An 18,446-nucleotide genomic window follows, 5' to 3' on the forward strand; every position below is an offset into this window, starting at 1 on the left:
CCGCCTGCGCCGCCAGTGCGACGCCATCATGGTGGGCACCGGCACCGCCCTCGCCGACGACCCCGCCCTCACCGTCCGCGACGAGGCAGGTCGGCCCGCACCGGCCCGCCTCCAGCCGCTGCGCGTCGTCGTCGGCTCCAGGAGACTGCCTCCCACCTCCAGGGTGCTCGCCGACGACCGCTACCTCCTCCTGCCCGACCACGACCCGCGCGCCGTCCTGACCGTCCTCGCCGAGCGCGAGATCCGCCATGTCCTGCTCGAAGGAGGCCCGACCCTCGCGACCGCCTTCCTGCGCGCCGGCCTCGTCGACCAGGTCGTCGCCTACACGGCCCCCGCGCTTCTGGGCACGGGACCGGCCGCCCTCGCCGACTTCGGGGCCGCGACGATCACCGACGCCCTGAGGCTGAGTCACCCCCGCGTCGAGGTCCTCGGCGCGGACGACGAGCTCGCCGTCCGCCTCTGCGGTGACCTGGAGGGCAACGACGTTCCCCCTGCCCACACCCCAACCGAGGAGAGTCACTGATGTTCACCGGAATCGTCGAGGAGCTCGGGCGCGTCGTCCGGCTCGAGACCGTCGAGGACAGCGCCCGGCTGACGGTCGAGGCGCCCACCGTCACCCAGAACGTGAGCCTGGGCGACTCCGTCAGCGTCAACGGGTGCTGCCTGACGGTCGCCGCCGTGCACGGGAGCACCTTCACCGCCGACCTCATGGCCGAGACTCTCACGCGCACCACCCTGGGTTCCCAGGCGCCGGGAGACCCGGTCAACCTCGAGCGCGCCCTGCGCGCCAGCGACCGGCTCGGCGGGCACATCGTCCAAGGGCACGTCGATGCCACCGCCGAGGTCCTCGACCACCACCGCGGTGAGCACTGGGACCTCCTACGCACCAGCCTGCCGCAGGAGATCGCCCGCTACGTCGCCGTCAAGGGATCGGTCGCCCTCGACGGAGTGTCGCTGACGGTCGTCGACGTCGTCGACGCCCCCAACACCCTCGACGTCTCCCCCGTGCCGGGAGCGGAGGCGTCGCTCAGCGTCGGGCTCATTCCCGAGACGCTGCGACGCACGACCTTGGGCACGAGGCGGCCCGGAGAACGGGTCAATCTCGAGGTCGACGTCCTGGCCAAGTACGCCGAGCGTCTTCTGAGCGCCCGCCCGCGCCAGGAGGGGCAGCAGACGTGCTGAGCACCAGGAGCACATCCCCGAGCACACGCATGGACCGCGTCGAGGACGCACTTGCCGCCCTGCGCGAGGGCCGGACGGTCATCGTCGTCGACGATGAGAGCCGGGAGAACGAGGGGGACCTCATCCTGCCCGCGCAGAGCGCCACGACCGAGCAGCTGGCCTTCGCGATCCGGCACTCGACCGGCATCATCTGCGCCCCCATGGCGGGCCAGGAGCTCGACCGCCTGGGCATCCCCATGATGACCGAACACAACACCGATCCCAAGAGGACGGCCTTCACGCTGAGCGCCGACGCCCGCACCGGCATCACCACGGGTGTGAGCGCCGCCGACCGGGCACGTACCGTCCGCGTCCTGGCGGACCCGGGCTCAGCTCCCAGCGACCTCGTCCGCCCCGGCCATGTCTTCCCCCTGCGGGCGCGCGAGGGCGGAATCCTCACGCGCCGCGGTCACACGGAGGCCGCCGTCGACCTCATGCGCCTGTCGGGCAACCGGCCCGTGGGGGTCCTGGTGGAGGTCATTAACGACGACGGCACCATGGCGCGTCGGCACCAGCTGCGTGAGCTCGCCGACGCCCATGCCATGCCCATGATCTCGATCAGTGACCTGGAGCGCTACCGGTGGCTGCACGAGGAGCTCGTCGAGGAGGTCGTCTCAGCGCACCTGCCCACCGCGCACGGAGAGTTCACCGCCCACGCCCTGCGCAGCAGGGTCGACGGCACCGAGTACCTCGCACTGGTGTGCGGCCGCATCGCGGACGGTGAGGACGTCCTCACCCGAGTCCACTCCGCCTGCCTGACCGGCGACGTCCTGTCCTCCCTGCGCTGTGACTGCGGGCCGCAGCTGCGCGCCGCCATGGAGGCGATCAGCGCCCGTGGCCGCGGGGTCCTCGTCTACGCCTCCGACCATGAGGGGCGCGGCATCGGGCTCATCGACAAGCTCCGCGCCTACGCGCTGCAGGAGAAGGGTATGGACACCCTCGACGCCAACGTCGCGCTGGGGCTGCCGGCCGACGCCCGCAACTACGCCACCGCCGCCCAGGTGCTGCGCCACCTGGGCGTGCGCTCGGTCGAGCTCATGACGAACAACCCGGACAAGGTGGCGGGCCTGGAGCACTATGGCGTCAGCGTCCGTTCCATGACGCCGACACCGACCTTCGCCAACGGGGAGAACCTCGACTACCTGCGCACCAAGCGCGACCGCATGGGCCATCTGCTCACCGGGCTCGATCCCATCGGGTCCGGCGCTGGGTCACCGCCCGGCGAGGCGAGGGCCGACGACGACACCTGGCACACGAGCGACGAGAACGAAGGAGAGGAACGATGAGCGGATCCGGTGCACCTGAGCAGAGCGCACCTCACGCGCGGGGCATGAGGGTGACAGTCGTGGCCGCCCAGTGGCACGAGCACATCATGGGAGGCCTGGTCGCCGGGGCGCTGCGCGCCGTCGAGGAGGCCGGAGCCCAGGCGAGCATCGTCCGGGCGGTGGGCTCCTTCGAGCTGCCGGTCCTCGCCGCGGCCGCCGCCCGGGGCGGTGCCGAGGCGGTCGTCGCGCTGGGCGTCGTCATCCGCGGCGGCACCCCACACTTCGACTACGTGTGTCGGGCCGCGACCGACGGGTTGAGCCGGGTGGCGCTGGATACCGGGGTGCCGGTGGGCTTCGGCGTGCTCACCTGCGACGACGAGGCCCAGGCGCTGGCCCGCTGCGGCGGGCCGGGCGCGGAGGAGGACAAGGGCTACGAGGCGGCGTGCGCCGCCATGTCCACGGCGCTCACGCTGGCCGCCATGCGGGGCTGAGAGTTGCTCAGCGTCGGCGGCTGCCGGCGCGGCGGGCGTTGCAGATCGTCAGGACCGCCCGCTCGACGGCGTAGACGGGGTCGCGGCTGGCCCCCTTGGCCTCGGCGTCAGCCCGGGCCACGGCCAGGATCGAGGCGGCCAGAGCGTCGTCGGACCAGCCCTGGAGCTCACGGCGGGCCCGGTCCACCTGCCAGGGGGCCATGCCCAGCTCGGCGGGGCTCATGCGCCGCCCCCCGGCGGCCGCGACCCTGGCGAGCTGGCGCACCTTCATGGCCAGGGCCGCGACGATGGCCACCGGGTCGGTGCCGGTGGCCACGGCGTGGCGCAGGGCCGTGATGGCGGCCGGGGTGTTGCCGGCTGCGGCGGCGTCGGCCACGGTGAAACCGGTGGCCTCGATGCGCCCGGCGTAGTAGGTGCGCACGTGGTCGACGCTGATGGTGCCCTGGGTGTCGGCGAGGAGCTGGTCGACGGCGGAGCACAGCTCGCGCAGGTCGCTGCCCAGGGCGTCGACGAGGGCGCCGACGGCCTCGGGGGCGATGCTTCGTCCGGCGCGGCGCACGTCGGCGACGACCAGGGAGGACTTGCCCTTGGCGCTCTTGACGGCCTCGCACTGGACGGTCGGGTAGGGCGAGGCCTTAATGGCATCCAGCAGGCGCTTGCCCCGCTGGCCCCCGTTGTGGCGCAGGATGACGCTGACCTCGGGGTCGGCGGCGCCCACGTAGGCGATGAGGTCGCTCAGCAGGGCGTCAGTCATCTGTTCCAGGGCGGGGACGTAGACGAGCCGGGGCTCTCCGAACAGGGAGGGGGACACGAGGGTGTCGAGCTGGTGGGGCTCGTAGGTGGCGGCCTCCAGGCGCGTGATCTCGGTGGTGGGATCCTTGGCCTTGGCCTGCGCCAGCAGATTCCTCACCGCTCGGTCAGCGAGGACCTCCTCGCCGGCGCGGATGAGAACGATCGGCGCCAGCTGGGCCTGGTCCCAGCGCAGTCCAGCCGGTGCCTTGCGCGGGCCCCGAGGGCGGGAGGTTCGAGTCGCTGCCATGGGGCAAGCCTGCCACGAGCGGGCCACGTCAGCCCCCTGGCCCCCTCCAGCAGAGCGCGGCGGGTGCGGGGAGACACTGCGAGCAGGAGCCCGATCTCGCAGCCCCCCAGTGCCAGGGCGCCCGTCAGGCCGCCCGGCCAGGGCAGGGTGGCGCCGGGCAGGTGGGCGAAGAAGCCGGCCACCCACACCATCCAGGAGCAGGCCGCGAGCGCCGGCCAGGCGATGACGGCGGCAGCCGCGGGCCAGGCCGGAGCGACCAGTGCCGCCAGGAGCCCGCTGATGGTGGCGATGACCGCTGCCGGTTCGCTGAGCAGGTTGGCGGGCACCGACCAGGCCCCCACCGAGGGCTGAAGGAGGATGAGGATCGGCCCGCAGGCTGCCTGGGCCACCAGCGGCAGCGCCACGGCGGCGGCCAGCCACCTGGGAAGACGACGTGAGAGGCGGGCCGCGACCGGCTTGGAGCCGATGACGATCCCGGCGGTGGCCACCACGGACAGTGCGAAGCCGTAGTCGCGGGACTGCCAGGGGTCGATGAGCAGCAGGACGATGGCTCCGGCGCACAGGGCGGGCACGGAGGCGGCGCGCCTGCCGGCGACGACGCCCAGCAACATGACGGCCCCCATGGTGGCGGCGCGCAGCACGGAGCCCGACGGGCGCACCAGGATGACGAGAGCAGTCAGCAGGACCGCTCCGAGCAGTGCCCGCCACCGTCGGGGCAGCACCCCGAGGGCTTCCAGCCCCAGTCCCAGGATGATGGCGACGTGCTGCCCGGAGACGGCGGTCAGGTGCGTCATGGAGACGGTGCGCATGTCCTCGCGCAGCTGGGCCGGCAGGGCGTGGTCGTCGCCCAGGGCGACACCGGGTACGAGGCTGCGGGCCCCTGGCGGCCAGAAGCCTGTCTCCTCCCCCGCTCCTGCTGCGCCCGGGGCCCCGATGCCCGGTGCGCCGACGGCCTGGGCGAGACCGGCACGGACGGAAGTGACGGCCCCGAGTATCCCGCTCGGTGGGGCAAGGACGGTCAGACCGGCGCGCTTGGGGATGATGGCGGCCTCGGCACGGCCGGGCTCGGTGGGGCGCAGGCGCGTGCGCACTTGGACGCGGGTCCCCATGGGCAGGCTCAGCCACTGCTTGTCGCCCAGGACGGTGGCGCTCAGAGTGGAGGCCCGCGTGTCCACTTGCTCGACGTCGAGGGCGGTGATGACCAGGGTGGAGCGGCTGGTGGCCGAGACTCGCGGCTGCTGGGAGACGGTGCCGATGAGGGTGACCGGCTGCCCGCAGGCCACTGCCGCGGTCAGCGGGTCGCGCTGGCGGGCCCACAGGTGGGCGGCGCTGATGGTCAGGACCGTCGCGGCGCACAGGGCGCACACGAGCAGGCTGGCGCTGAGGGTTCCCATTGCCCCGGGGTCGTGGTCGGGGGCTCCGGGACGCGGGTCGGCCCGGTGGCGCGGTGGCCGGAAACGCAGGACGGGGACCACGAGCAGCGCAGCCAGGGCGGTGCACCCCGAGGCCAGGAGCAGGGCGCCTCTCCAGGCATCTGCTGCCTCACGTCCGACGGCCCACCAGGCGCCGGCCCAGCAGGTGGCCGCGGGGGCGAGCAGGCGCAGGTCCAGGGCCTCGGGGGCCTTGGAGATGGTGGCGTGCCGGCGCCGGTTTCGGTGCCGGTTGCGGCCCTGTTCCTGGCGCGGTCGCGCATACAGCGCGGGGTCGTCCCACGGGGCCCTGGGGCTGTCCCCGTCATTGCCACCATGGTTCTCGTTCATACGGTGGCCTGTTCTCGCAGGCCCTCGAGCTTGGCCTTGCCGATGCCGGGGACGTCGGTGAGGGCGTCGACGTTTGCGAAGGGCCCGTGGGAGTCGCGGTACTCGACGATCCGTTGGGCCAGGGCCGGGCCGATGCCGGGCAGCTTCTCCAGCTCGGAGGCGGAGGCCGTGTTGATGTTGATCGTCCCGGATGCGCCGCCGTTGGTCTTCCCCGGGGCTGTTCCCACACTGGGGGTGACGGCCCCACCGGGTTGCGGTGCGGGGTCGGGCAGGACCTCGCCGATGCGCGGGACCCGGATCTGTTCGCCGTCGGTCAGGACCCGGGCGAGGTTGAGCTGCTCGGTATCGGCGTCCGCGCTGGCTCCTCCGACGGCGTTGATGGCGTCGGTGACGCGGCTTCCCGGAGGCAGGGTCACCACCCCCGGCCTGCTCACCGCCCCGGTCACGTGGACGACGACGCTGCCCGATGTCGCGCTCAAGCCGCCTGGTCCTGCCGCTGATCCCGCGGCAGGCGCAGTGGCTGGTCTCATGGCTGGACTCGTGGCCGTGCCGGTGGGTGGAGGCCGCATCGCCGTCGAGGTCCCTGCCGCGGCGACCGGGACCGCTTGGCCGCCGGCACCGGTCGAGACCAGGACGGCCCTCAGTGCCAGGGCAAGAGCCAAGATGAGGAGGGCGGAGCCGGCGATGATCGCCGCCCGAGGCGCGATCGCGAGGCGGCGTGGCCGACGCACCGGCTCCTCGGGGTCGGTTGAGCAGGCCAGACGCACAAGGTCATCCAAGGACTTGTGCGTACGGCTCCGTCTGGCTCCCATGTCCACGACGGTAGGGACTGGGGTCGTGCGGCGCATGGGGAGGTCGTCTGCTCTGTGGAGAGCACTGGCGTCTGGCGGCCTGTGGCAACCGGGCTGCGTCGTCGCCCCTGGCTCAGTGGGTCCTCAGGTCCGGGGCGACGGCGATGCCGAGGGCGCCGGGGCCCACGTGGGTGCTTGTGGCCTCGTCGACCGGGAGGGTGAGGACCTCGGTGACCTTGGCGCCTGCCTCCTCCATGGCCTGGCGAAGATCGGTCTCGAGCAGCGCCAGCTTGTCGGCGTCGTCGCCTTGGATAACCAGGCGCACCGGGTCGGCGGGGCGCCTGGGGCCGGACAGGGCGGTGCCGCCGGCGACGCGGACGGCCTGCGCGATGAGGTGGCGCCTGGCTCGGGCCGCACCACGCACGATCTCCAGCGTGCGGATCCCGTCGCGGGTCAGGGCCAGGACCGGGCGGATTCCAAGCACGCCGTCCAGGCGGGCAGTGGTGCGGTCGATCCTTCCCGAGCGTGCCAGGCGCACCAGGTCGTCAACGACGAAGAGCTGACAGGAGCGGGCGGTGCTGGCCTGAGCCAGGGCGGCACCGCGACGGGCGTCGTGGGCGCCGGCGGCGGCCAGCACCGCGAGCCCCAGGGCGCCGGAGCTGGTGCCGGAGTCGACGACGCGCAGCCACTGCGGGCGACGACGCCCCGTGCTCGGGCCCGGGGCGTTGTTGTCGGCCTGGTAGTCGGCCTCAAGCCGGGCGGCGGCGATGCGGGCGTTGTCCATGGTGCCGGACAGGGCCGAGGAGATGTGGATGGCCAGGACCTCTTCGGCCCTGCTGGCCGCGCGCCGGTAGGCGTCCGCCAGCTCCTGGACACTGGGCCGGGAGGTGGTCCCGGGCTCACCGCTCTCAGCGGGGATGGCGTGCAGCGGCACCACCTCGATCGCGCGCTCACGCAGGAGGGGCTCCGTCAGGCAGGCGGCGGAGTCGGTGACGACGGCGAGCGACATGTGGCATACCTTATCGGCAAGCCGCTCGCTCACCGGCAAGGCGCCGCACGCTGCGGCTGCCGCGGTTGCTGTGACTGCCGCCTGCGCGCCCCGGGCCGTGCGTCATTGCTCGCTCAGGGCTCGCGGGCCTTCAGCGATAAGAGACCAGGAGGTCCTCGTAGAGGTTGATGAGCCGTTTAGTCATCGTCTCGGAGTCGAACTGCTGAGCCACCTCCAGGGCCCCGTCGGACAGCTCGGCGAGCCGGGCGTCGTCGGAGAGCAGGGAGGCGAAAACCCGGGCGAAGTCCTCCCCCTCGATGCCGTCGGTGAGGATCGCGTTGCGCTCGGTGAGGCACTCGGTCATCCGCTCATCGCAGTAGACGATCGGCAGCCCGCAGGCGGCGGCCTCCAGGAACACCATGGGCTGGTTGTCGAAGTGGTAGGAGGCCAGGGAGAAGATATCGGCCTGCTTGAGCAGGACGGCGACCTCCTCCGGCGAGCGCGCACCGGTCAGGATCACCCGGTGGGCCACCCCGAGCTCCTCGGCACGCCGCCCCAGCTCCTCCTGGGAGGGTCCGGGGCCCACGAGCACCAGCTTGACCGGCAGGTCGGCCAGGTGGGGCATGGCCTCGATGAGCGTCATCTGCCGCTTCTCCGGGCTGAGGCGAGCCACGCAGATGATGATCTTCTCACCGGGGGCCTTGGGGATCGGCGAGTCGGCGGCGCGGGCACTGCGGTAACGGGAGGAGTCCAGCCCGTTGGGCAGCACCATGCAGGGGACGGTCAGCCCGCCGTCGTTGATGAGGATCCTGGCCAGGTGCTGGGAAGGCGACAGGCAGGCGTCGCACTTGTTGGCGAAGGCCGCGGTCAGGCGCCACCCCTGACGGGACAGGGCCATCTTCATGTCGCGCTTGTTGAGGTGCTTGATGGTCTCCCGGTGGACGCGGGGAAGGACCGGCAGCGACTTGAGCGCCACTGGGAAGGCGACGGACAGGGCCAACAGGCCCGAGACCACGGCCAGCGGGTAGTCGTCGATGAGCTCGGTGTAGAGAGTGTGGATGGTGGTGACGTGAGGGATGTTCTGACGCTTGGCCACCCAGTGCGCCAGGACCCCCAGGCTGAACTGAGTCTGGCTGTGGACGACGTCGAAGTCGTAGGCGTCGAAGCGCCGGGCCAGGCCGGGATAGATGGTGGCGACCTCGCGGCTGTCGAAGACGTAGTAGCGCGAGGAGGACAGGCGGATGACGTGGTCGTCGGTCTCCTCATGGCCCTCGGCCTTGGGGGCCACCACGTAGACCTCGTGTCCCATGCGCTCCAGGGCAGCGCGGAAGGTGGCTGTGGAGGTGGCCACGCCGTGGACGGAGGGGAGGTAGTCGTCAATGAAGAAGGCGATCCGCACGTCGCTCACCTGATCCTGTGGTCCGGGTGTGTAAGCAGCAGGCCCGTAAGGGGACGTTCTTCCGGAAACGACGACGCAGGGGGCAACATGGGGCGTGTAAACCTCGCGGCACTGGGGACACGGGCAGGCGTGGGATCGGACGTATGCTCCCAACGCCATCGAGGCCCGAGGCTACCTTGTCCGCCGGGCACCTGCCTCCCTCACGGTCAGGAACGGCGCCACCTGCACCGCCACGCCCTGGTCTGCGCGCTGGCAGGTTCGGCGTTTACGATGGCTCCATGACCGATTCCGCTGAGATCGCACGCCTCAAGGCCGAGGCCGCCCAGGCCGCCGCCGAAGCCGCCGCAGCCAAGGCGGCCGCCGCCCAGGCGGCCCTTGACGCCGCCATCGCCGCTACTCCGGCCTCGCCCGTGGAGCAGAGTGACGAGCGGCCCCAGGAGACGGCTCAGGAGCAGGCCCCTGCGCAGGCTGAGGCCGCCGCTGCGACCGAGCAGACTTCGGGGAGCACGGGGGCCGAGGAGGCCGGCTACACCGCCCAGGTGCGTTCGGGCTACAGCTTCTCCTCCCCCACCCTGCCGGTGGGCACCTACCTCGACACGCTCTCGGGCGGTGAGCCCGCGGCTGTCAAGGGCCTGTCGGTGGGTATCCCGCTGGGACTGCTCAACCGGCACGCGCTGGTGGCCGGGGCGACCGGTACCGGTAAGACCCGTACGCTCCAGCTCCTGGCCGAGGGACTGTCCGCCGCCGGCGTCCCGGTGTTCCTGGCCGACGTCAAGGGGGACCTGACCGGTCTGGCCGAGGCCGGCGCCTCCAATGACAAGATCGCCTCGCGCATCGCCTCCACCGGTCAGGACTGGAAGGGGCAGTCCTTCCCCATCGAGCTGTTCAACCTCGGCGGGTCGGACTCCGGCGCAGGCATCAGCGGCACCCCGATCCGCACGACGGTCACCGAGTTCGGGCCGATCCTGCTCTCGCGGGTCCTGGGCCTGAACGACACGCAGGCCTCCGCCCTCCAGCTGGTCTTCCACTGGGCGGACAGCCAGGGGCTGGCCCTGCTGGACCTGAAGGACCTGCGTGCCGTCGTCGACTACCTGACGAACACGGATGCCGGTAAGGAGGAGCTCAAGACCATCGGTGGGGTCTCTGCGGCCACGGCCGGGGTCATCCTGCGGGAGATCGCCGCCCTGGAGGCGGCCGGAGGTGAGGCCTTCTTCGGTGAGCCGGCGCTCGATGTACGTGACCTCATGCGGGTCTCCCCCGATGGGCGCGGCGTCATCTCAGCCCTGGAGCTGGCGGACATCCAGTCTCAGGGCACGCTGTTCTCCACCTTCCTCATGTGGCTGCTCGCCGAGCTCTTCGAGACCCTGCCGGAGGTCGGCGACCCGGACAAGCCCACCATGGTGTTCTTCTTCGATGAGGCGCACCTGCTGTTCTCCGGCGCCTCGAAGGCCTTCCTGGAGGCCGTGGTGCGCACGGTGCGGCTCATCCGCTCCAAAGGCGTGGGCATCGTCTTCATCACCCAGTCGCCCACGGATGTTCCCGACGAGGTCCTGGCCCAGCTCGGCAGCCGGGTGCAGCACGCGCTGCGCGCCCACACCCCGGCCGACGCCGCCAACCTCAAGAAGGCGGTCTCCACCTTCCCGGTCAGCCCGGTGGACCTCAGCCGGGTGCTCACGTCGCTGGGCACCGGACAGGCCGTCGTCAGCGTGCTCGATGAGAAGGGGCGCCCGGCGCCGGTGGCCCCAGTGGTCATCAACGTGCCCGCCGCCGTCATGGGTCCGGCCCAGGGCGGCACCGTCAACCAGGTGCTGGCCTCCTCCCCGCTGAAACCCAAGTACGCCACGAGTGTGGACAACGAGTCCGCCTATGAGCTGCTGGCTCAGCGGGTCCAGGCCGACGCCGAGGCCGCTGAGGCCGCCCGCGCCGCCGAACAGGCCGCTAAGGAGGCCGAGCAGGCCGCCAAGGAGCAGGCCAAGGCCGACGCCGCCGCCCAGAAGGCCCTGGAGAAGGAGGCCGCCCGCCAGGCGGCTCAGCGTCAGAAGGAGGCCGAGCGCCTGGAGCGCGAGGCCGTCAAGGAGGCCCAGCGTCGCCAGCGCGAGGCCGTCAAGGAGGCCCAGCGTCGCCAGCGCGAGGCGGAGAAGGCCGCCGAGCGCCGCCAGCGGGAGGTCGAGAAGACCATCGGCTCGGTGGGCCGCCAGATCACCCGCGAGATCACGCGCTCCATCTTCGGCACCCTCAGGCGCCGCTGAGCCCTTATCGTCGAGTCACATGGGCGCCCTCTTGACCAACCCTCATGTGTCAACCTAAAGTTGACACATGAGGGTTGGGCGATCGGCGCTGAAGCACGGGATCTCCCGTACGGATGTGGAACATGCCTGGACCAACGCCTTAAGACTGGTCGAGTACGAGCACGAAGGAGAGGAGCGGCTCCTGGTCATCGGGCCAGCAGTTGACGCCACCTTGCTCGAGCTGGTTGCAGTTCCTGCCACAGAGCCAACCCGAATCATTCATGCCGACCGCCTGCGACCGAAGTTCTACGACTATCTGAGGTGATGACGTTGTCCTCCACGCTGACGCACACTCACGACACAACAGGCCTTGAGACTCTCGATCCAAACAGCACGCCCGCCCGGGACGCCGCGCACTTTCGGGCGATCATTGCCGCGAGTCGACGGGTGCATGACGCCGAGGCCGAGTTGCATGCCGCAGTCGCCCGAGCTCGACAGGCCGGTGACTCCTGGACTGTGATCGGCGCTGCTCTCGGCGTGACCCGGCAGGCTGCGCAGAAGCGATTCGGGCACTCTTCCTGACCGTCACCGAATCATCTTCGGACAGCAGAGTAAGGGGCTGCACCAACCGTCTCGGTTGGTGCAGCCCCTCGTGCTGTTCCTGGGCTACCGCGGCGCGGCCGTGAGCGGCGCCGTCGAGCAGCCCGCCCCGCGGTCACTCGGGAACGATGCTCACCAGGTGAATGCCCAGACTTCCAGCAGGTACGTCCAGCCTTCTGCACTATTGCGCTACGGCTCTATACCGCTGACGAGCGGCTTCCCCACTGGTTCCCATCGCCTCACCGAGCTCGCGCCAGGACAGTTGCTGCTTGCGCGCCGCGTGCACTGCTTCAGCAAGCTCACGCTCGGCCGTGTCGCGGCGCCACGCCGCAAGCTTGACGGCCATGATCGGTGGCAGCGGGGCATCCTGATCACCGGGCCTGGGGTCATAGTTCTCGAAGGCGTCGGCGAACTCGTCGGCGCGAGCTGTGATGTCTGCAATAGTGCGTCGAGTCATCGTGATTCACCTCAGATACTTGGACCGAGCTGGGCGCATAGCATGTGCAACAGCAATGACGCCGTGCCATTCGATGACACCCACCTCAACGAGGATGCCAGTCTTGTCAGCGCCTATGAACATCGTCATCGAATCATCTTGTACGAAGTGCCGAACAGGGAAGCGCAGTGCATGGAGTATGTCCTCATCCGACACACCATGCCGATGTGCGCTGTCGAGGATAAGCGGGTCCCGCTCCACAGCACAAGATTACTTGTTGCTGACTTTCCGGCCAAGGTGGCGTCTCTATGCACTCCTCACCCCTGTCCTCCTCAGGCGCAGAGTAAGGGGCTGCACCAACCGTCTCGGTTGGTGCAGCCCCTCGTGCTGTTCCTGGGCTACCGCGGCGCGGCCGTGAGCGGCGCCGTCGGGGAGCCTGCCCCGGTCACTCGGGAACGATGCTCACCAGCTTGGGGGCCCGGACGATCACCTTGCGCACACCGCGCCCGTCCAGGGTGCGGATGACGCCGGGGGCCGCCAGGGCCAGCTTCTCCAGCTCGGCCTCGGAGATGTCGGGGTCGACCTCGAGGCGGTCGCGGACCTTGCCCTTGACCTGGATGACGCAGGTGACCTTCTCGGCGGCCAGCAGCGCCTCATCGGTCACGACCGGGAAGTCCTCATGGGCCAGGGAGTGCTCGTGGCCCAGCCGCTTCCAGATCTCCTCGGCGATGTGCGGGGCCACGGGAGCCGTCATGAGCACGAGGGCCTCGACGGCCTCGCGCGGGACCGCACTGAGCCCGGTGAGGTGGTTGTTGAGGACGATGAGCTTGGCGATGGCCGTGTTCAGGCGCATCCCCTCGTAGTCCTCACGCACGCCCACGATTGTTGTGGCCACGAGCCGGCGGGTCTTCTCGTCGGCGCTCTCCTCGGCCACCGTCAGCTCACCGGTGGTCTCGTCGACGACGTTGCGCCACAGGCGCTGCAGGAAGCGCTGGCTGCCGGCAACGGCGCGGGTGTCCCACGGGCGGTCGGCGTCCAGCGGCCCCATGCTCATCTCGTAGACGCGGAAGGTGTCGGCACCGTAGGCCTCGTACATGTCGTCGGGGGTGACGATGTTCTTCAAAGACTTGCCCATCTTGCCGTACTCGCGGCGCACCGGCTGCCCCTGCCACAGGTAGCTGGTGGTGCCGTCCTCGGCGGCGACCTCCTCGACCTCGTCGGCGGGCACGTACTGGCCGCGGGAGTCGGTGTAGGCGTAGGCCTGGACGTAGCCCTGGTTGAAGAGGCGGTGGTAGGGCTCGGAGGAGGAGACGTGGCCCAGGTCGAACAGGACCTTGTGCCAGAAGCGCGAGTAGAGCAGGTGCAGGACGGCGTGCTCGACGCCGCCGACGTACAGGTCAGTGCCGCCGGAGGTGTTGCCGACCTGTGGGCGCGGCCCCATCCAGTAGGCCTCGTTGACCGGGTCGACGAGCGCCTTGTCATCGGTGGGGTCGATGTAGCGCATCTCGTACCAGCATGAGCCGGCCCACTGCGGCATCGTGTTGGTCTCGCGGTAGTACCTCCGGGGACCGTCGCCCAGGTCGAGCTCGACCTCAACCCACTCCGTGGCCTTGCCCAGCGGCGGCTCCGGGGAGGAGTCGGCGTCGTCGGGGTCGTAGGAGCGCGGCGAGTAGTCGGTGACCTCGGGCAGCTCGACCGGCAGCATCGACTCGGGCAGGGCGTGGACGCCGCCGTCCTCGTCCCACACGATCGGGAAGGGCTCACCCCAGTAGCGCTGGCGGGAGAAGAGCCAGTCGCGCAGGCGGTAGGTGACCGCGCCTCGGCCGGCGCCCTTGGCCTCCAGCCAGCCGATCATGGTGGCCTTGGCCTCGTCCTTGCTCATGCCGTTGATGTCCAGGTCGCCCTGGGCGGAGTTCACGACGACGCCGTCACCGGTGTAGGCCTGGGCGCTCAGGTCGACGCCGTGGGGGTCGTCGGCAGGGCCGATGGTCTGGATGATGTCGATGTCGTACTTGGTGGCGAAGGCGTAGTCGCGCTCGTCGTGGGCGGGAACGGCCATGATGGCGCCGGTCCCGTAGCCCATGAGGACGTAGTCGGCCACGAAGACCGGCACCTTCGCACCGTTGACGGGGTTGATGCCGAAGAAGCCGGTGAAGACGCCGGTCTTGACCCGGCCCTCGTCGGTGCGGTCGGCGTCCGACGTCGCCGCGGCCTGGGCGCGGTAGGCGGCCACGGCCTCGGCGGGGGTCGCGTAGCCGCCGGTCCAGGCCTCCTTGGTGCCCTCGGGCCAGGCAGCCGGAACAGAAAGGGCCGCGGCGTCGTCGGCGATCTGGGCCTCGGTGCGCACCGAGCCGGAGGCCTGCAGGCCGCCCAGCATGGGGTGCTCGGGGGCCACGACCATGAAGGTGGCGCCGAAGAGGGTGTCGGGGCGGGTGGTGTAGACGCTCAGCGACGCGTCCTGCTGGGCGCCCTGGCCGGCTCTGGGCACGGCGAAGGTCACCTCGGCGCCCTCGGAGCGGCCGATCCAGTTGCGCTGCATGAGCTTGACCTTCTCGGGCCAGTCCACGGTGTCCAGGTCCTCGGCGAGGCGGTCGCCGTAGGCGGTGATGCGCATCATCCACTGGCGCAGGTTGCGCTTGAAGACCGGGTAGTTGCCACGCTCGGAGCGTCCCTCGGAGGTGACCTCCTCGTTGGCCAGCACCGTGCCCAGGCCGGGGCACCAGTTGACGGGGGCGCTGGAGACGTAGGCCAGGCGGAAGGAGTCGATGACCTCGGCCTGCTCGGCGGCGCTCAGGGCGTCCCAGTCGCGGCCGCCGGGGACGGGGACCTGACCGGAGGCGAGCTTGTCGCGCAGCTCGGACACCGGCCGGGCCGCGCCCTTGCCGCGGCCGTCACGGCGCGGGGCCTCGGGGTCGAACCAGGAGTTGAAGACCTGCAGGAAGATCCACTGGGTCCAGCGCACGTAGTCGACGTCGATGGTGGCCAGGCAGCGGCGCGGGTCGTGGGACAGGCCCAGGCGGCGCAGCTGGCGGCGCATGTTGGCGATGTTGGCCTCGGTGGAGATGCGCGGGTGCTGGCCGGTGGTGACGGCGTACTGCTCGGCGGGCAGGCCGAAGGCGTCGTAGCCCATCGTGTACAGGACGTTCTTGCCGGTCATCCGGGTGAAGCGGGCGACGACGTCGGTGGCGATGTAGCCCAGCGGGTGGCCCACGTGCAGGCCCTTGCCGGAGGGGTAGGGGAACATGTCCAGCAGGAAGAACTTCTCCTTGTCCGCCCCGGGGCCGGCCAGAGCGCCGACGGGGTTGTCGGCGTTGAAGGTGCCCTCGGCCTCCCAGCGGTCCTGCCAGGCGGTCTCGATGGAGTCCGCCAGCTCCGCCGTGTAGCGGAAGGGGGTGTCGGACTCGACCGGTGCGGTTCTCTCTGACATCGCGGCAGCGCTCTTTTCCTACTCGTGCTTCCTGGTGCTGGGGCACAGCCTATCGCCCGGCGGCTGTGGGGCCCGGCGGCGTCCGCCCCACGGGCGGGCGAGACCGGTCACGTCGGCCGGGCCCAGCCAGGTTCGAGCAGTCTCGGCGGGCCGTCAGGCCGGCTCCGAGAGGAGAAGGCGCCGGTGATAAAGGCGTCAGATATGCGGCTAATCGTTGCCGTTCCAGTGATTCTGGAGCCTGCTTCAGCGTGCGGGGCGCGGGCACCACTTGCTATACTGTACATATGTTCGAAGGCGGTGTGCTTCCTCGTGTCCCGGCCGGTGGTGCGGCCGGGACGCTGAGCGCGCCTGCCCAGGACGCGTCGGCGGGGGCTGCGACCTGCCCTGAGGACGTGGCGGGCCTGCTGGGGTCCTTGGCCGCCGGCGGAGCACTGGCCGGCGTGGTGGAGGGACTGCTGGCCCACCTGCTGGTGACTGCCCAGGACGCCGACGACGAGGGCGCCACCGCTGACGAGAATGCAGTGCCAACCCTCTTCACCAACGAGTCGGGTACTGACGTGGCGCTGGTGGCCGCCTCCGAACAGCGCCGGACGGTGGGCGCGGAGGAGGCCAGCACCTCGGGACTGATCGGCCTGGGGGCTGCGGGTTTGGGGGAGCTGGCTGCGGCCTGCCGCCGCCTGGCGGCCTGGGCCACCTGGGGCGAGGCCCTGGCGGCGGCCTGCCTGACCGGGTGCCCTGAGCTGTCGAGTCACCCGGGCCAGTGGGGCCCGCATGGTGAGGTCTCTCCGGTGATGGGTTATGAGGAGCGGCGGTTCAATGCCACCTGCCTGCTCTCCACCCGCCTGGGCGTCTCTCGGACTCGGGCCGGTCAGATGGTGGATCACGGCCAGGCCCTCATGAGCATGGGCTTCGCCCCGGTCGAGGCCATGGAACGCTGCGGGGTCCTGGACTCGGCGAAGGCGTTCCTGGTGACCCGCCGCCTGGAAGACGTCCCCACTCTGGTGGCGCTGGCGGTCCAGGACAAGGTTCTACCTCAGGCGCCCAGGCGGAGCGTGTCGCAGGTGGGGAGGGATCTGGATCGGGCTCTGATGGAGATCGACCCTGACGGTCACGCTGAGCGGAGCCAGAACAATACCGAGCGGCGGTGCGTGTCACGCCCCCGGCCCGCCGGTGAAGGCGTCTCCCAGGTCCGCCTGCTGCTGCCGACCATGGACGCCCTGCTGCTGGACGCCACCCTGGACGCGATCGCCGCTTCGGCGCGGGCCTGCGGCGAGAAGCGCACCCTGGGCCAGCTGCGAGCCGATGCCATCACCGCGATGACCCTCTCAACACTGCGCACCAGCCAGCAGGCCGCCTACCACAGACCCACGCAAACCCCCGACGACGACACCCCCGCAAGCACAAACCACGACAACAACAGCGGCACCGATGACGGCAGTCTCAGCGACACCCTCGGTGGCACCGGTGGCCGCGTCATCAGCGGAGGCCTCGCCACCAGTAGTCTTAGCGACGGCACCGGCGGCGGTGACGTCACTGGCGGCTTTGGTGGCGGTCTCGGTGGCGTGAGTGAGCTGGCCGCCTCCTTGGCTTCTCCCCGGCTCCCTGCCTCTCCGGGGCGCCTGCTGCCTGACGGGGTGCCACTGGAAGGCCTCCTGGGGACCTTGAGCTCCCTGGTGGGATCCACCAGCCCGTGGTGGACCCCACCAGGCACCGGACACCACCTCCCCCTCCCAGCAGGCATCCACATCAACGTCCAAGTCACCGTCCCCATCACCAGCCTGGTTGGTCTGGCACCACCAGAAGACCCCACCGGCAGCGGTGACCCCGGAGGCGGCGAGTGCTTCGAGGGACCCCGCCACCTGAAGCCCAGCGGAGCCTCTCCAGGCCAGAACCCCACCGTAACGACCGATCCTCTCAACGGTGCAGCGTCCCGGGACGGCAGAAGAAGTCTGCCCACCACTGGTGGGAGGAGTCTGCCCGAACCCGCCCCGGCCGCTCCCGTCTCCCAGCCGGCCGCCTCGTTCTCCGCTGATCCCGCCTCTCAGCCCACCGCCCAGCTCGTCTCCCCGTTGTCCTCCACACCAGTCGAGGTCGCGGAGGTGCGCATCGGGGCGCGCAGCGCGGCGGTACCGGCCCTGACCACCTGGGCCCTGGCCGCCGGCGGGACCTGGAAGCGCCTGATCACCGACCCGGTCAGCGGAGTCGTGATCGACGTGGGCCGCACCCGCTACCGTCCCCCGGCCGGCCTGGCCGACCTGGTGCGCGCCCGCGACCGGGCCTGCGTCTTCCCCACCTGCCAGACCCCCGCCGAACGGTGCGACATCGACCACCTCACCGCCTGGAGCCAGGGCGGGACCACCAGCCTGGACAACCTCGTGGTCCTGTGCGAGGCCCACCACCGCCTCAAGCACACCCCCGGCTGGGCCCTCACCAGAGACCAGGCCAGCGGGACCCTGTCCTGGCACACCCCCGACAAGACCGTCTACCAGCGCCACCCAGACGGCACCATCACCCGCCACCCCAAGAGGGTCGGACCCCACCAGCACCTTGTTCCCGGCACCGTCATACCGGCCGACCTGAGCCAGCAGATCAGCCCCGACATCCTCAACCGCCTCAACACCACCCTCGACCGCACCCAGCCCAGCAGCGGCAGGGCCCGCCTCGAGACCCGCGGCCCCCAACCCGGCCACAAACCCGGAGCCTACGAGACCACCCCCTACCCCAAAGCCGCCCACACCCTCCAACTCGCACCCCTCATCGACCAAGCCCCACCCTTCTGACGAGGACGAAGCGGGCAGCCT

General features: G+C 70.8%; 13 protein-coding genes. 6 read left to right on the plus strand and 7 right to left on the minus strand.

All coding sequences use genetic code 11. The annotated features are described in order from the left end of the window. The 4 genes from BKH20_RS08845 to ribH form a co-directional block, all read left to right on the plus strand. The coding region (locus BKH20_RS08845) for a RibD family protein (protein ID WP_143224981.1) at window positions 1-523 on the plus strand (523 nt) is incomplete at its 5' end. Further along, window positions 523-1,182 (plus strand): riboflavin synthase, encoded by a 660-nt coding sequence (locus BKH20_RS08850; RefSeq protein ID WP_075390754.1) that lies wholly within the window; start codon window positions 523-525, stop codon window positions 1,180-1,182. The genes BKH20_RS08845 and BKH20_RS08850, both read left to right, overlap by 1 nt. Next, a complete protein-coding gene (locus BKH20_RS08855) occupies window positions 1,176-2,507 on the plus strand; it encodes a bifunctional 3,4-dihydroxy-2-butanone-4-phosphate synthase/GTP cyclohydrolase II (RefSeq protein ID WP_075390755.1) in 1,332 nt (443 codons plus the stop codon). The genes BKH20_RS08850 and BKH20_RS08855 overlap by 7 nt, the downstream gene beginning before the upstream one ends. Beyond that, window positions 2,504-2,977 (plus strand): 6,7-dimethyl-8-ribityllumazine synthase, encoded by a 474-nt coding sequence (ribH, locus tag BKH20_RS08860; RefSeq protein ID WP_075390756.1) that lies wholly within the window; start codon window positions 2,504-2,506, stop codon window positions 2,975-2,977. The genes BKH20_RS08855 and ribH overlap by 4 nt, the downstream gene beginning before the upstream one ends. A 7-nt stretch (window positions 2,978-2,984) precedes the next feature. Here ribH and holA read toward each other — a convergent pair whose 3' ends face one another. The 5 genes from holA to BKH20_RS08885 all read right to left on the minus strand — a co-directional run bounded on the left by holA (window position 2,985) and on the right by BKH20_RS08885 (window position 8,963). Beyond that, window positions 2,985-3,887, minus strand: coding sequence for a DNA polymerase III subunit delta (holA, locus tag BKH20_RS08865; RefSeq protein ID WP_256693115.1), 903 nt, complete (start codon window positions 3,885-3,887; stop codon window positions 2,985-2,987). Next, on the minus strand, window positions 3,884-5,776 hold the full coding sequence (locus BKH20_RS08870; protein WP_075390757.1) for a ComEC/Rec2 family competence protein: 1,893 nt from the start codon (window positions 5,774-5,776) through the stop codon (window positions 3,884-3,886). The genes holA and BKH20_RS08870 overlap by 4 nt, the downstream gene beginning before the upstream one ends. Further along, the gene (locus BKH20_RS08875; RefSeq protein WP_075390758.1) at window positions 5,773-6,543 is read right to left on the minus strand and encodes a ComEA family DNA-binding protein; all 771 of its coding nucleotides are present in this window, start codon (window positions 6,541-6,543) and stop codon (window positions 5,773-5,775) included. Before BKH20_RS08875 ends, BKH20_RS08870 begins: the two co-directional genes overlap by 4 nt. 157 nt (window positions 6,544-6,700) lie before the next feature. Next, complete coding sequence (locus tag BKH20_RS08880) at window positions 6,701-7,576, minus strand: DegV family protein (protein ID WP_075390759.1); 876 nt, start codon at window positions 7,574-7,576, stop codon at window positions 6,701-6,703. 130 nt (window positions 7,577-7,706) lie between these two features. After that, complete coding sequence (locus tag BKH20_RS08885; protein ID WP_075390760.1) at window positions 7,707-8,963, minus strand: glycosyltransferase; 1,257 nt, start codon at window positions 8,961-8,963, stop codon at window positions 7,707-7,709. A gap of 269 nt (window positions 8,964-9,232) precedes the next feature. On the opposite strand from BKH20_RS08885, the gene BKH20_RS08890 reads away from it, so the two are divergent. Further along, entirely contained in the window at window positions 9,233-11,203 is a 1,971-nt protein-coding gene (locus BKH20_RS08890) for a helicase HerA-like domain-containing protein (RefSeq protein WP_075390761.1), read from the plus strand. Window positions 11,204-11,963: 760 nt separating this feature from the next. On the opposite strand, the gene BKH20_RS08905 is transcribed toward BKH20_RS08890, so the two are convergent. Both BKH20_RS08905 and BKH20_RS08915 read right to left on the minus strand, forming a co-directional pair. Then, a complete protein-coding gene (locus BKH20_RS08905) occupies window positions 11,964-12,239 on the minus strand; it encodes a hypothetical protein (RefSeq protein WP_070660432.1) in 276 nt (91 codons plus the stop codon). A 424-nt stretch (window positions 12,240-12,663) separates the two neighbouring features. Beyond that, window positions 12,664-15,645 (minus strand): leucine--tRNA ligase, encoded by a 2,982-nt coding sequence (locus tag BKH20_RS08915; RefSeq protein WP_075390763.1) that lies wholly within the window; start codon window positions 15,643-15,645, stop codon window positions 12,664-12,666. 284 nt (window positions 15,646-15,929) lie between these two features. On the opposite strand from BKH20_RS08915, the gene BKH20_RS08920 reads away from it, so the two are divergent. After that, on the plus strand, window positions 15,930-18,425 hold the full coding sequence (locus tag BKH20_RS08920) for an HNH endonuclease signature motif containing protein (protein WP_075390764.1): 2,496 nt from the start codon (window positions 15,930-15,932) through the stop codon (window positions 18,423-18,425). Window positions 18,426-18,446: the final 21 nt, after the last annotated feature.

It is taken from the genome of Actinomyces oris, assembly GCF_001937445.1.
GTDB classification, from domain to species: domain Bacteria; phylum Actinomycetota; class Actinomycetes; order Actinomycetales; family Actinomycetaceae; genus Actinomyces; species Actinomyces acetigenes.

Excerpts from the sequence above, each read along its gene's own strand:
- BKH20_RS08850 (WP_075390754.1), top strand. The coding sequence starts at position 523 with ATGTTCACCGGAATCGTCGAGGAGCTCGGGCGCGTCGTCCGGCTCGAG.
- ribH (WP_075390756.1), top strand. The coding sequence starts at position 2,504 with ATGAGCGGATCCGGTGCACCTGAGCAGAGCGCACCTCACGCGCGGGGC.
- BKH20_RS08870 (WP_075390757.1), bottom strand. The coding sequence starts at position 5,776 with ATGAACGAGAACCATGGTGGCAATGACGGGGACAGCCCCAGGGCCCCG.
- BKH20_RS08880 (WP_075390759.1), bottom strand. The coding sequence starts at position 7,576 with ATGTCGCTCGCCGTCGTCACCGACTCCGCCGCCTGCCTGACGGAGCCC.
- BKH20_RS08890 (WP_075390761.1), top strand. The coding sequence starts at position 9,233 with ATGACCGATTCCGCTGAGATCGCACGCCTCAAGGCCGAGGCCGCCCAG.
- BKH20_RS08905 (WP_070660432.1), bottom strand. The coding sequence starts at position 12,239 with ATGACTCGACGCACTATTGCAGACATCACAGCTCGCGCCGACGAGTTC.
- BKH20_RS08915 (WP_075390763.1), bottom strand. The coding sequence starts at position 15,645 with ATGTCAGAGAGAACCGCACCGGTCGAGTCCGACACCCCCTTCCGCTAC.
- BKH20_RS08920 (WP_075390764.1), top strand. The coding sequence starts at position 15,930 with ATGTTCGAAGGCGGTGTGCTTCCTCGTGTCCCGGCCGGTGGTGCGGCC.